The organism is Phenylobacterium sp. LjRoot225, from assembly GCF_964252855.1.
Classification (GTDB): domain Bacteria; phylum Pseudomonadota; class Alphaproteobacteria; order Caulobacterales; family Caulobacteraceae; genus Phenylobacterium.
Map to the genome: position 1 here is coordinate 948,369 of NZ_CAXUPL020000003.1, position 13,279 is coordinate 961,647.

Below are 13,279 nucleotides of genomic sequence, written 5' to 3' on the forward strand. Positions count from 1 at the left end.
ACGTTCAAGCGAGCGCGTTGTCCGGCGTGCGAAAGGCGTCCTCGATCTTGTGGGGCGTGAATTGCAGCAGCTTACCCGACGTCAGGATAGAGCCGTTCGGCTTCGCCCTGTGTCGTCGCGGCGACCCGCTCATCGAGCCTTAAGCATTCCCGGCGAAGGTTCGCGCAACTGCGGGGACCCCTTCGTCCATGTTCCAGATCATCGGCATCGTTCTGCTGTTCGCGCTCGTGTTCGGCAGCTTCATCATCTCCGGCGGGAATATCGGCGTCATCCTGCACGCCCTGCCGCACGAGATGATGTGTATCGGCGGCGCGGCCGTCGCGAGCTTCCTGATCGGCAACTCCATGACGGTCATCAAGGGCACCGGCGGCGGGCTCGGAAAGGCCTTCGCCGGTCCGAAGTGGAAGGCGAGCGACTACCGCGACCTGCTTTCGCTGCTGTTCCTGCTCACCAAGACGATGAAGTCCAAGGGCGTCATCGCCCTGGAAAGCCACATCGAGAATCCCCACGACAGCACCATCTTTTCGCGCTTCCCGAAGATCGGGAAGGACCACTTCGCGGTCGACTTCATCTGCGACACGCTGCGCATGATGACCATGAACCTCGAAGATCCTCACCAGGTCGAGGACGCGATGGAGAAGCAGCTCGAGAAGCACCATCACGAAGCGCTCGGCCCCAGCCACGCGCTGCAGACTCTCGCCGACGCCTTGCCGGCGCTGGGGATCGTCGCCGCCGTGCTGGGCGTCATCAAGACCATGGGTGCGATCACCGAGCCGCCGGAAGTGCTGGGCGAGATGATCGGCTCGGCCCTGGTCGGCACCTTCATGGGCGTGTTCCTGGCCTACGGCCTCGTCGCGCCGATCGCCGCGCGGATGAAGGGGATTGTTGAGGAGGAAGGCTCCTTCTATCAGATCATCCAGTCGGTGCTGGTCGCTCACCTGCACGGCAACGCCGCCCAGATCTCCGTCGAGATCGGTCGCGGCAATGTGCCGTCGGAGTCTCAGCCGAGCTTCCTGGAGCTGGAAGAAGCCCTCTCCGCCATTCCGGCGGAAGGCTGACATTAAGGTCAGTTATCACGGATCCGTGAAATCTTGGCTTGTGTTGGCGGCGACTGGGCTTTAGTCCTACGCCGCGCCATTGGCCGGGATTGCGTGCCGCGCAGGCCGCCAAAAGCGTACGACACACTGAAGAGGATTTAGGCACATGAAGATTCAAGCTTTCCGCACCCTGATCGTCGCCACCGCCGCCGTCGCCGCCCTGTCGGTCGCCGCCTGCACGAAGAAGACCGACGAAGCCAACACCGCCGCGGCCGAAGCCAACACCGCCGCCGCCGCCGCTGACTCGGCCCAGAACGCCGCCGCGACCGCCGCCAACGCCGCCGCCGACGCTTCGGCCGCCGCTGGCAACGCCGCTGTCGAAGCCGGCAACGCCGCGACGACCACGACGACGGAAACGACGACGACCGAAACCGCTCCGGCCGCTCACTAAGCGTCCGACCACGCTTCATTGCGTTGGAGAGAGGGTCGCCCGTCGGGCGGCCCTCTTTTCGTTTCAGCCCCCCCATTCGTTTCTGGCCCATGAGCGCCGAATCGCCTGACCCGCCGCAGAGTCCGCGCCCCGGTCCGCTGGAGTGGGGCGACGATGGCCTGCCGCGCTCGCGGCTCTACGGCGACGTCTACTTCTCCAGCGACGACGGACTGGCCGAGACCCGCGCGGTCTTCCTGCAGGGCTGCGGCCTGCCTGACGCCTGGGCCGGCCGACGCCGGTTCGTGGTCGCCGAGCTGGGCTTCGGCACCGGCCTCAACATCCTGGCCCTGCTCGACCTCTGGCGGCGCAACCGTCCGTCCGGGGGCCGGCTGCACATCTTCTCCATCGAGGCCCACCCGATCGAGGCCGCCGAGGCGGCCCGCGCGCTCGCCCGCTGGCCGGAGCTCGCCGACCTCGCGGACCTGCTGATCGGGCGCTGGCCCGGCCGCAGCCGCGGCGTCCACCGCATCGAGCTTCCCGAGCTGGACGCCATCCTCGACCTGGCGGTGATGGATGTGGCCGAGGCGCTGGAGGGCTGGGGCGGCCGCGCCGACGCCTGGTTTCTCGACGGCTTCTCGCCGGCGCTCAATCCCGCCATGTGGCGCGACGAGATCCTGGCCCTGGTCGCCGCGCGTTCGGCGCCCGGCGCGCGGGCGGCGACCTTCACCGTGGCGGGCCAGGTGCGACGCGGCCTGACGTCGGCGGGCTTTGCGATCGAAAAACGGCCCGGCTACGGCCGCAAGCGCGAACGGCTTGAGGCGCGCCTCCCCGGCGAAGCGTCGGATCCGCCCGGCGCGCGCCGCGTGGCGGTGATCGGCGCCGGGATCGCCGGAGCCTCCGCCGCCCGGGCGGTGCGGGCCCTGGGCGGCGAGGCCCTGGTGTTCGAGGCCGAGGGCCTGGGCGCTGGCGGGTCCGGCAATCCCGCCGCCCTGGTGACGCCCCGGCTCGACGCCGGCCTGGCGGCGCCGGCCCAGCTGTTCGCCGGAGCCTTCCTCCGCGCGGTGCAGCTTTACGAACACCATCCCGACGCGGTGATCTCTAGGGGCGTGCTGCAGCTGGCCGCCGGCGAGCGCGACCTCGACCGATTCGCACGCATCGCCGCCTCGGACCTGTTCGACCCCGGCGTCCTGGCGCTGATCGACGCCGCCGAGGCGAGCGCGCGCCTGGGCGAACCCGCGCCGGCCGCCCTGGACCAGAGGACGGCGCTGGTGCTGGATCCGGGGCCGGTGCTCGCCGCCTGGAGCGGCGCGCCGATTCGGGCCCGGGTGGATCGCCTGGAGCCGGGCGACGGCCTCTGGCGCCTCTACGACCCGTCGGGCGCCCTGCTGGCCGAGGTCGAGGCGGTGATCCTCGCCGCCGGACCGGATGCGGCGCGGCTTGCGCCGGGGCTCGACCTGCGTCCGGTGCGCGGCCAGGCCAGCTGGGCCGAGCTCGGGGGGCCGCCGCCCGCCTGCGCCTGGGGCGGCTATGCGATCCCGACGCGTACGGGCCTGCTGTTCGGCGCGACCCACGACCGTGATGACACGGGCGTGGAGCTGCGCGTCGCCGACCACCGGCGCAACCTGGAGACCCTGGCTGGCCGGCTGCCCGACCTCGCCGCCCGGCTGCAGGATCAACCCCTTCAGGGTCGCGCAGCGGTGCGGGCGACGACCGCCGACCGGCTCCCGCTGGCGGGGGAGGGGGCGCAGGCGCGGCTCTTCCTGCTGACCGGCTTCGGCTCGCGCGGCTTTTCGCTGGCGCCCTTGCTGGCGGAACATGTCGCCGCCCTGGCGCTGGGCGAGCCCAGCCCGCTGCCGCAGGCCCAGGCGGCGTTGGTCGATCCCGGCCGCTTCGCGCGTCGCGCGGCGGCGCGCGGACCTCAGACAGTCAGCGTCGCCGGCGGGCAGGAGAGGTCCGCGAGCCGGAAGCGGTTGACCTAAGGTCAAGGTGATCAATGACTTGCGCCCGGTTCCCCGGCTGATTAGCTGCGAAACAGTCTTTCGCAGAAAAGACCCAGGGAGAGACGCCAAGGTGGCCGACTGGTCGAAGCTGTTCACGCCGTTCCAGCTGGGCGACATCACCTTGCCGAACCGGATCGTCATGCCGGCGATGGGGCTCGCCATCTGCGAGAACGGCATCCCCTCGGCGGAGGTCGCAGCCTACTACGCGCGCCGCGCGACCGGCGGGGCGGGCCTGGTGATGACGGAGGGCGTCTACATCGACCATCCCGCGTCCGGCGACAATCCGATGCTCGGCCGCTTCCATGGCCGAGACGCGCTGGAGGGCTGGCGTAACGTGGCCCGCGAGGTCCACGCCGCCGGCGGGATCACCATGCCCGAGCTCTGGCACGTCGGCCTGAACTACTCGACCTACGACCTAGTGACCGGCGCCCCGCGCTACCGGCCCGAACTCGGCCAGGTCAGCCCCTCCGGCTACATCGAGCCCGGCAAGAAGGTCTGCGAGGGCATGACCCAGGCGCAGATCGACGAGGTGATCGCGGCCTATGGCGCCGGCGCCGACATGGCCCTGCAGCTGGGCTTCGACGGGGTCGAGATCCACGGCGGCCACGGCTATCTGATCGACCAGTTCTTCTGGTCCGGGACCAACCACCGCAGCGACCGCTATGGCGGCAGCCCGCGTGCGCGCGGCCAGTTCGCCGCCGAGGTGGTGGCCGAGTGCCGCCGCCGCGTCGGTCCGGGCGTCCCGGTCGTGCTGCGGATCTCCCAGTGGAAGGTGGTCGACTACAGGGCCAGGTTCGCCGAGTCGCCCCAGGAGCTGGCGCAGATCCTGGCGCCGATCGTCGAGGCGGGCGTCGATCTGTTCGACTGCTCTGAGCGGCGATTCTGGGAGCCCTGTTTCGAGGGAAGCGACCTGAACCTCGCCGGCTGGGTCAAGAAGCTGACCGGCAAGCCCACCATGACCATCGGCTCCATCGGTCTCGACTGCGAGATGATGTCCAGCCTCATGGAGGGACGCGAAGCGGGGCTGAACCTGTCCAGCCTCGACCGGCTGATCGAGATGTTCGAACGCGGCGACTTCGACCTGGTGGGCGTCGGCCGCGCCATGATCGCCGAGCCGGACTGGGCGAAGATCGTCCGCCAGGGCGAGTTCCAGCGCCTGAGGCCCTTCTCGCCCTCGATCATCAGCGACGCCCTGCTGCCGGCGGCGCGGGCCTAGGTCTTTCCGGAGGATGTGACGATGTCGAGAGTGCCGAAGCTGCCGTTGGACCAGTGGGATCCGGAGCTGCGCCAGATGACCGACGCCGATCATGGCGCGCCTCTCGAACAACTGATGGGCGGGGTCATGGCCCACCAGCCGGAGCTGGCCAAGGCGGTGGTGAGCTTCGCTGGCGCGATGTGGAGTCGATACACCCTGCCGAGGCGGCTGCTGGAGCTGGTGCGCCTGCGGATCGCCTTCCACAACCAGTGTCGCAGCTGCATGGCCATTCGCTACCAGTCAGCGATCGACGACGGGATGGACGAGGGCGCGGTTTGCTCGCTGGAGAAGCCGTTCGAAGCCCCGGACCTGTCGGCCAAGGAGAAGGCGGCGCTCGCCTATGCCGACCTCTCGGCGACCAACCACCTCGCCATCGACGAGGCGACGTTTGACGCGCTTCGCAAGCTGTTCACCGAGGCCGAGATCGTCGAGCTCGGCATGTTCATCGCCTATTTCATCGGCTTCGGCCGGCTGGCGGCGGCCTGGGACATGGTCGAGGTGTTGCCGTCGGACCTGCAGGACAAGTCGATCAAGGCCGCGCCCTGGAGCCACGAGTCGCTGCGGCTGCGCGGTTAGGTCAGTCTAGCCGACCGCGGGGCTCAGCTCGGCGCCGTCGGTCGGCGCGTGGGGGGCGAGCGCCGCCACCTTGATGACCAGATGGGCGGCGCAGACGCCGGCCATCCGCGCCACGGCGTCGGCGCCCGACACCTCATGTCCCCAGGCCGCCTGCAGGCTCGTGGCGATGGCGACCAGGATCAAGAGCAGGACGGTGAACAGGGCGCGCCGGTGCGGCGGCGGCGTCGCCACCAGCAGGAGGGCGGCGCAGTAGACCCAGGCGGCCTGGGCGAGCAGGTCCGGGCTGTGGATCAGGGCGAAGGCGCCGAGCGCCAGAAGGCTGCTGATCACAAGGGCCAGGCCTGCCGTCCGCGCGATCGTGGGGGAAGTGTCGGGGGTCATCGGCCGCTCCTGGAAGTGTTCCGATCCTCCGCCGCCCGCCGTGAAGGCGATCTAAGCGAAGATGGTGTCCGGGAGATTCACCATCCTGCGGCGCCTGATCAGGCCAGCAGCTTGAGGCCGACGAGGCCGAGGGTGGTGGCCAGCAGCGGCCGCAGCACCCGGTCGGGGGTGCGTGACCCCAGCAGGCTGCCGACAATGATCCCGGGGATCGAGCCCGACAGCAGCGAAATGAGCAGGGTCCAGTCCACCGAACCCAGCATCCAGTGGCCGACGCCGGCGATCAGGGTGAGCGGCACGGCGTGGGCGATGTCGGAGCCGACCAGCTTGGGGATGTCGGTTCGGGGATAGAGGATCAGCAGCACCGTCATGCCGAGCGCGCCGGCGCCCACCGAGGTCAGCGAGACCAGGAAGCCGAGGATCGCCCCCAGCAGGACGGTCAGGGCGGAGACCTGCCATCGCTCCAGCCCGGTGGCGCGCGAGGCGAAGGCGCTCACGATGGTCTTGCGGAACAGCACCGCCGCGGCGGTGACGATCAGCGCCCAGCCCAGGGTGACGGTGATCAGTCCGCTGGCCCCCTCGCCGTTCCTCTCATGCATGAACCACAGGGTCGCCAGGGTCGCCGGAATGCTTCCCGCGGCCAGCCGGCCGACGATGTTCCACTGCACGGTGCGCTTGAAGCCGTGCACCCCGGTCCCGACGGTCTTGGTCGCCGCGGCGTAGAGCAGGTCGGTGCCCACGGCGGTCGCCGGATGGACGCCGAACGCCAGCACCAGCAGGGGCGTCATCAGCGATCCGCCGCCGACGCCGGTCAGCCCGACAAGGAATCCGACGGCCAGTCCCGAGAGGCTGTACAGCGGGTTGATCTGGTGAAGCAGGTCCAATGCGGCGCCCGAGCAGTGAAAGCGCGGACCTAGACCCGGCTCGCCTGCGGCGGTCAAGCGACCGTGGCCGCAGAAAATCTACAGGTTGCACCGGTTTTCCAGGCTCCGAGCTCGCACGAGGGGGCCGTTCAGGGCCTTTACGGCTTCGCTTCGGCCGTCTTCAACTCCGCGACCGGCGATTCCAGCTTCATCAGATTGTAGACGACGCCGCCCCAGCCGGCGGCGATGAAGCTCTTGAGCCGGTGAAGCACGGCGGCGGACAGGGCGACAGACGGCGGGATCCCGAACAGGCCGAGCACGACCGTGTAGGCGAACTCCATCAGGCCGACGTTTCCGAGGCTGAGCGGAATGTTCATGATGAACATGATGAAGGGCGTGGCGATGAGGACGGGCAGGAGCGGCGTCGACGGCGCGAACGGAACGACGTCCAGCCAGTAGGTGACGCCCGCCGAGACGTAGAACAGCAGCGACAGCAGGAAGGCTCCGACCAGCTGCGCGCGCCGGCTGCGATAGAGATTGAGGGCGCCCAGCAGCTTGTCGCTCTGGTGGAACAGCGGCTCCAGGCGCGGAACGAGGCGGAGGCTGACGCGCCTGACGAAGTCGAACGGCCGCCGGTCGAAGATCACCCAGAGCAGGCCGATCAGGCCCACCACGCTGATCACCAGCGCTTCGGTGACGAACGGCAGGTTCTGGGTCCGCGCGTTGAGCAAGGTGTCCGCCGCCGTCAGGGTGATGAGCACGATGAAGCCGGTCAGGCGGTCCATGAAGACGCTGGCGGCCGAAGCCGCCGTGTTGCCGCTCAGCCGGCCCTGAAGGCCGACCCGGATGACGTCGCCGCCGATGTTGCTCGGCAGCACCAGGTTGAAGAAGCGGCCGCTGAGGTAATAGCCGAACAGCGTCCAGAACCCGCCCTTCAGACCCACGGCGCGCGACAGCACCCACCACTTCGCGGCGCTGATGACGTCCAGCACCAGGTTGGACAGGATCGAGATGACCAGCAGGGTCACGCTGACATGGGCGAAGGTGGCGGCCAGCTCGGTCCAGCCAGCCGCGCTGAACAGCTTCGCCTTGTAGAGGACGTAGCTGAGCAGCAGGACGGTGCCGGCGAGGCGCGCGACCTTAAGCAGCTTGGTTTTGCTGAGCATGGAAATGACCGTTGTATCCCGAATTGTTCGTCACATCGGCGATCTCGAGGGCGATCTTGCTTTCGTCCCACCCAAGCTCGTCGGCCATGCGTTCGGCGCAGGCTCGCAGCGCCTGATCGCCCGGATATTCCAGGCTGCCAAGGTCGGTGCGGCGAAGCACCACGTCGCCCAGCCGGATCGCCATCTCCTCGGTGACGGCGTGCACCACCTCGGCCTGCAGCACATCGCTTCCGGGCAGCACGGCCATCAGCTCGGGCCGCCGCCGCCCCAGGTCCAGGATGGCGTCGTACCTTGTCCCGTAGGTCCTGAGCAGGCGATCGGCGACGGCGGGCGGCAGGAAGGCCAGGGCCTTTGCGCCGTCGCGCCTGAAGGCCTCCACCGAGGCGATGTCGCCGCCCCACAGCGGCGTGCCGCCGGAGCGCGAATGCGCCTTGTGGCCGAGCTTGCGGCAAACCAGGTCGATGGCCTTCTGCGCGACGTCGCGTGAGGTCGTGAACTTCACGCCGGCGACGGAGACCAGTCCCTCGATCGCGTCGCCCTTGGCGTGGTCGACGATCAGATACTGCTTCTCGGGCGCGGCCATGCCCTGTTCCTCGCCCGGCAGCATGCCCCAGAGCACGCGCTTGACGTCGGACCTGGTCAGCTTGGCTGCCGGGTAGCCCTCGTTGATCATCTCGATGTAGGTGGCGATCTCCGCCTCGGAGATGCCCTCCTTCGCGGGATCCTCGTCGGCGGGCAGGTGCAGCGACCCGATCAGCGAGGCGCCGCGCCAGGGAATGGCGAACTGGATGCTCGAGCCCTTGTCCAGCACCGCCTTCTTGTCCTGATACATAGGACGCGTGCTGATGCTCAGCGCATGGGTGTCGCAGAGGGATCGGGTGAGCAGGCTGAAGGACTTGGAGCCGGCCACATAGGGCTTCTGCTTCGCGTCCGCCGTCTTCAGGATTCCATTGCTCCAGGGGCCCGCGGCGTTGACGACCAGGCGGCCGCGCACGGTCAGGCGCCGCCCGGACAGCCGGTCGACCGCCTCGACCCCCTGGACGGCGCCGTTCTCGACGATGATCCGGGTCACTTCGGCGTAGTTGACGAAGTGGGCGCCGCGCTCGACGGCGGTGTGGATCACGGCGGTCAGCAGCCGTTCGGTGTTGAGGATCTGGCCCTCGTGCCAGACGGCGGCGCCGGTCAGCCCCTTCGGGTTCAGGCCCGGCGCGATCTTCAGGGCCTCCGACCTGGAGATCACCTTGGCGTCGGGGATCCGGCGGGCCGGGTCGGGGGAGCGTTTCCGCTCAGGGCTCAGCAGATCGTAGATCTTCAGATAGATGCGCATCACCTCCGGCCCCTTCAGGCCGTGGCCGTAGAAGGGGAAGAGCACCGGCTGTGATCTGACGAGATGCGGGGCGTTCTGGATCAGAAAGGCGCGCTCGCGAACTGACTCCCGTAGTCGCTTGAAGTCAGCGTGCTGCAGGTAGCGGACCCCGCTGTGGGCGATCTTCGAGCTGTTGGACGAGGTCGCCGCCCCGAAATCGCCGCGCTCGAGCAGGGCGACGCTCAGGCCGCGCAAGGTCGCGTCCAGGGCGCAGGTCACCGCGTTGACGCCACCACCCACGACGATCACGTCGTATGGAGTCTGGGTGAGGGCGGCGGTGTCTCGCTTCATGGCGGGCCTTTTCGGTTGGGCGCAGGGGCCGGCGGCGTCGTGAGCCGTCCTTCACCGGCTCAGAGCGGGCGGAGCAGACCACCCGCCCCGATGGCCTCAGGTATCACGGTCAAGCCGCAGCACCTCCGGGAATTGTGTTCGAAACTTGTCGATCCCGATATCGCTCAGCCTTTCCGCGGGCTGCGCGTCATGGGAGCACGGGACGGACCCCGTAACGGCCTCGCGTCGAGGCGCTCAGTCGCGTGCGGCGGCGACGTAGGCGTCCTGACCGCCGATCACCGTACGCTGCACCTTCACCGACAGGATGGCGCCGGGATCGATGCTGAACAGGTCGTCCGATAGGATCACGAAATCGGCGAGGAAGCCTGGCGCGATCCGGCCGACCTTCTTGTCCTGGAACCCGGCGTGGGCGTTGGCGACGGTGTAGCTGCGCAGGGCCTGCGCCACGGTGACCCTTTCCTGCGGCTGCCAGCCGTTGGGATTGCGGCCGTCGATGGTCCGACGGTTGACGGCCGCGTCGATCCCCGTCAGCGGATCGAGCGGCGCCACCGGCCAGTCGGATCCGAAGGTCAAGGGCGCGCCGGCCGCAAGCAGGGACCTGAAGGCGTAGGTTCCCGTGAGCCGCTTCGCGCCGATCCGCTTCTCTGCCCAGCGTCCGTCGTCGATCGCATGGTAGGGCTGCATCGACGGGATCACGCCGAGTTCGCCGAAGCGGGCGATGGCCGCCGGGGACAGATGCTGGGCGTGCTCGATGCGGAAACGCCGATCCTTCGGTCCATCGGTCGTCGCAATGCGCTGATAGGCGTCGAGCAACCAGTCGTTGGCGCGGTCGCCGATCGCATGGACCGCCAGATGCAGACCCGCCCTGTCGGCCTCGCCGATCAGTGTCGCGAGCGTCGCAGGGTCTCCCATGGTGAGGCCGCTCGTCTGCGGGGCGTCGGAATAGGGTTGGTGGAACCAGGCGGTGGTCGATCCCAGCGAGCCGTCGACAAAGCCCTTCACCCCGCCCCAGCGCAGCCAGTCGTCGCCCCGGCCGTTCGCGCGGATATAGCCGGCGAGCCTTTCCCAGTCGGCGATCGGCACGAAGGCGTAGGCGCGGATCGGCAGGCGCCCGTTCGCCTTGGCGCGGCGTAAGGCCTCAAAGGTGCGCCAGTCGCCGTCGCTCATGTCGTGGATCTGGGTGACGCCGTGCAGGACGGCGTCCCGGAACCCGCCCTGGATCGCCGCGTCGATCTGCGTCTCGCTCGGCGGCGGGATGACCCGCATCACCGCATCCATCGCCGAGTCCTTCAGCAAGCCCGTCGGCCGGCCGTCGGCGTCGCGGACGATGGCGCCGCCCGCCGGATCGGCGGTCGCAGCGTCGATTCCCGCCAGCTTCAGCGCCGCCGAATTGGCCAGGCCCATATGGCCGTCGAGCCGCAGCACGAAGACGGGCGTGTCGCCTGTGACGGCGTCGATCCAGTCGCGCCGCGGCAGCCGCCCGTTCCACAGCTCATGGTCCCAATTGCCCTGCAGGATCCATTCGCCGGGCTGCTCCTTGGCGCGCGCGCCGATCCGGCGGGCGAACTCCTCGGGCGAACCGGCGTCGCGCAGGTCGACCGAGGACAGCGCCAGCGACCCCTGGAGGAAGTGGGTGTGATTGTCGATGAAGCCCGGCGTCACCAGGCGTCCGGCCAGATCGATCTTCCGGGTCGAGGAACCGGCCAGGGCGGTGATCTCCGCATCCGTCCCGACCGCGACGATGAGGTCGCCCTCGGTCGCCAAGGCCTGGGCGAAGCGCTCGCCGTTTCGGCCGTCGCCCTCGGTGGTCCAGACCTTGCCGTGCAGATAGATGGCGTCCGGCGCCGCCGTCGCTGCGGCGGGAAGCGAGAGCACGAGCAGGCTCGACAGCAGCAGGCGCAGCAGCGACTTGGACATGGACGGCTCCGTCGGGGTCAGTAGAGGTCGCGGTAGGTCTGGCAGAGCTGCTCCGGCGTCTTGTCGGCCATGAACCGCAGCTCCATCGCGCGGACGCCCAGCATGGTCTCGACCAGCTTGGGCGCGAACCAGCTGTCGGCGATGTCGTCCGCGCGCCAGGCCGCGAGCGCCCCCTCCAGACTGTCCGGCAGTCGCCGGAGCCCCAGTTCCGCCCGGCGCGCCTCGTCCATCCGGTCGGGATGGTCGGCGACGATGGGCGGCGGCGGCAGGGACCCGCTGATCCCGGCCAGCCCCGCACGGATGATCCCCGCCAGGGCGAGGTAGGGGTTCGCCGTCGCGTCCGCCGCGCGATATTCGATATTGTATTGCGGGGCCGGGTCGCGGCCCCGGGCGACGTTGACCGGGCAAATCCGGAGGGTCGCCTCGCGGTCGCGGTCGGCCAGCCATGTCCACGACGCGCTCCAGCTGTTGGGGCGCAGGCGGTAGTAGGAGGTGGGGCTGGGCGCGCTCAGCAGCGTCAGAGCCGGCAGGTTCCGCAGAACGCCTGCGCAGAAGGCGCCGGCGGGGGCGGCAAGCCCGGCGGGCGCGGCGGGATCGTAGGTCGCCGGCCTTCCCTTGTCGTCGACCAGGCTGAAATGGATGTGGACGCCGTTGCCGACGGAATCCACCGCCGTCTTGGGCGCGAAGCTCGCGCGATATCCGGCGACGGAGGCGGTCTCGCGGACGATCTCGCGGATGGCGATGGCGCGGTCGGCCGCCGTCACCGGGTCGGCCGGGGCGCAGGTCAGCTCGAACTGGTCCGCGCCGAACTCGGCGATCAGGGTCTCCGGCTCGATGGCGGCTTCCTCCAGCGCTGCAGCCAGGCGAGGCGCCAGGGGATCGGCGCGGCGCAGGGCGGCCATCGAAAGCGGATGGGCGGGCGGAAAATCCGCGCCGAAGATCTGGAATTCCTGTTCGAAGGCGATCCGCAGCGTAAGGCCGGTCGCCGCCTTGAGCGCCGCCACGGCCTCTTTCAGAACCGTGCGCGGACAACAGGACCAGGGCGCGCCGTCCAGCTCGACGATATCGCCGATGATCATGTCGAAGGGCGTCTCGGCCCCGGTCGCGCCGGTGCGGTAGCGCGCCGCCGGATCCGGCAGCACGCGCAGGTCGCCCTTCGAGCCCCATGGATTGGGATCGGCGATGGTTCCGAAGGCGGTGAGCGACAGATTGGCCGGGAGCCAGCCGACGCCGCCCTCCAGGACCGCCGCGACCCGGTCGGCGGGGACGAACCGGCCGCGCGTGATCGCCGCCAGATCGGTGGTGACGACCGCGACCAGGGGGGCGAAGGGGGGCTTGAGGGCCTCGCTCATGCCGCCGCCCGCAAGGCGCGAAAGCGCGCTTCGACCGTGGCTGTGTCGGCGAGCCAGCAATAGCCGCCGAACGCCTGCAGCGCGTTGGCGTGGCGTTCTGGCGTAGTGGCCGCGCAGGCGTCGGCGACGCAGGTCACGGCGAAGCCGCGATCGGCGCCGTCGCGCACCGCCATGTCCACGCACTGGTCGGTCATGATGCCCGCCACCACCAGATGGCTGACGCCCATGTTGCGCAGCAGGTACTCGATGTTGGTCGAGTTGAAGACGCCGGACGAGGTCTTGGGCAGCAGGATCTCGTCGGGGCCGGGCGCGACCTCGGGCGCCGGCAGCGCCAGCGGGTCGTCCGGCGCGACATGGATCGGGGTCAGCTTGTGGTCGAGCGAACGGTCGCGGCCGTCGCGGGTGAGGCTGCGGATGATCGTATGGATCACCTCGACGCCGGATGCGCGCGCGGCGGCGATCAGGCGGCTCTGGTTGGGGAGGGCGCGCGTGCGGGTCTCGCGGTGGAAATAGTGGTCCGCGGTCCAGTCCGGATGGCCGGGGTTGCGTCCGGGCTCCAGCCAGATGCGCTGCATGTCGACCAGCAGCAGGGCGGTGGCGCCGGAAGGAAAGGGGGCGTCGCGGGACAGGGTGAGGTTGCTCATGGTC

At 69.5% G+C, this 13,279-nt stretch carries 12 protein-coding genes; 5 read left to right on the plus strand and 7 right to left on the minus strand.

Annotated features, from left to right (window positions below):
• Nucleotides 1–188 precede the first annotated feature (188 nt).
• The 5 genes from motA (at nucleotide 189) to ACSQ2B_RS19755 (ending at nucleotide 5,298) form a co-directional block, all read left to right on the plus strand.
• On the plus strand, nucleotides 189–1,058 hold the full coding sequence (gene motA, locus ACSQ2B_RS19735; RefSeq protein WP_436052457.1) for a flagellar motor stator protein MotA: 870 nt from the start codon (nucleotides 189–191) through the stop codon (nucleotides 1,056–1,058).
• 145 nt (nucleotides 1,059–1,203) lie between these two features.
• Nucleotides 1,204–1,488 (plus strand): hypothetical protein, encoded by a 285-nt coding sequence (locus tag ACSQ2B_RS19740; protein WP_436052459.1) that lies wholly within the window; start codon nucleotides 1,204–1,206, stop codon nucleotides 1,486–1,488.
• A gap of 89 nt (nucleotides 1,489–1,577) precedes the next feature.
• Complete coding sequence (gene mnmD / locus ACSQ2B_RS19745) at nucleotides 1,578–3,446, plus strand: tRNA (5-methylaminomethyl-2-thiouridine)(34)-methyltransferase MnmD (protein WP_436052461.1); 1,869 nt, start codon at nucleotides 1,578–1,580, stop codon at nucleotides 3,444–3,446.
• 91 nt (nucleotides 3,447–3,537) lie between these two features.
• Complete coding sequence (locus tag ACSQ2B_RS19750) at nucleotides 3,538–4,683, plus strand: NADH:flavin oxidoreductase (protein WP_436052463.1); 1,146 nt, start codon at nucleotides 3,538–3,540, stop codon at nucleotides 4,681–4,683.
• 21 nt (nucleotides 4,684–4,704) lie between these two features.
• A complete protein-coding gene (locus ACSQ2B_RS19755) occupies nucleotides 4,705–5,298 on the plus strand; it encodes a carboxymuconolactone decarboxylase family protein (RefSeq protein WP_436052464.1) in 594 nt (197 codons plus the stop codon).
• A gap of 6 nt (nucleotides 5,299–5,304) precedes the next feature.
• On the opposite strand, the gene ACSQ2B_RS19760 is transcribed toward ACSQ2B_RS19755, so the two are convergent.
• The 7 genes from ACSQ2B_RS19760 to ACSQ2B_RS19790 form a co-directional block, all read right to left on the minus strand.
• The gene (locus tag ACSQ2B_RS19760) at nucleotides 5,305–5,679 is read right to left on the minus strand and encodes a hypothetical protein (protein WP_436052465.1); all 375 of its coding nucleotides are present in this window, start codon (nucleotides 5,677–5,679) and stop codon (nucleotides 5,305–5,307) included.
• 98 nt (nucleotides 5,680–5,777) lie between these two features.
• Nucleotides 5,778–6,560, minus strand: a complete 783-nt coding sequence (locus ACSQ2B_RS19765) for a sulfite exporter TauE/SafE family protein (protein WP_436052466.1) — start codon at nucleotides 6,558–6,560, stop codon at nucleotides 5,778–5,780.
• Between the two features lie 137 nt (nucleotides 6,561–6,697).
• Nucleotides 6,698–7,705: a lysylphosphatidylglycerol synthase transmembrane domain-containing protein gene (locus ACSQ2B_RS19770; RefSeq protein ID WP_436052468.1), complete on the minus strand. Its 1,008-nt coding sequence runs from the start codon at nucleotides 7,703–7,705 to the stop codon at nucleotides 6,698–6,700.
• Nucleotides 7,680–9,362, minus strand: a complete 1,683-nt coding sequence (locus ACSQ2B_RS19775; RefSeq protein ID WP_436052469.1) for an FAD-dependent oxidoreductase — start codon at nucleotides 9,360–9,362, stop codon at nucleotides 7,680–7,682. The genes ACSQ2B_RS19770 and ACSQ2B_RS19775 overlap by 26 nt, the downstream gene beginning before the upstream one ends.
• 234 nt (nucleotides 9,363–9,596) lie before the next feature.
• Entirely contained in the window at nucleotides 9,597–11,279 is a 1,683-nt protein-coding gene (locus ACSQ2B_RS19780; RefSeq protein ID WP_436052470.1) for an amidohydrolase, read from the minus strand.
• A 17-nt stretch (nucleotides 11,280–11,296) separates the two neighbouring features.
• Nucleotides 11,297–12,631: a hypothetical protein gene (locus ACSQ2B_RS19785; protein ID WP_436052471.1), complete on the minus strand. Its 1,335-nt coding sequence runs from the start codon at nucleotides 12,629–12,631 to the stop codon at nucleotides 11,297–11,299.
• Entirely contained in the window at nucleotides 12,628–13,275 is a 648-nt protein-coding gene (locus tag ACSQ2B_RS19790; protein ID WP_436052472.1) for a cysteine hydrolase family protein, read from the minus strand. Before ACSQ2B_RS19790 ends, ACSQ2B_RS19785 begins: the two co-directional genes overlap by 4 nt.
• Between the last annotated feature and the right edge of the window lie 4 nt (nucleotides 13,276–13,279).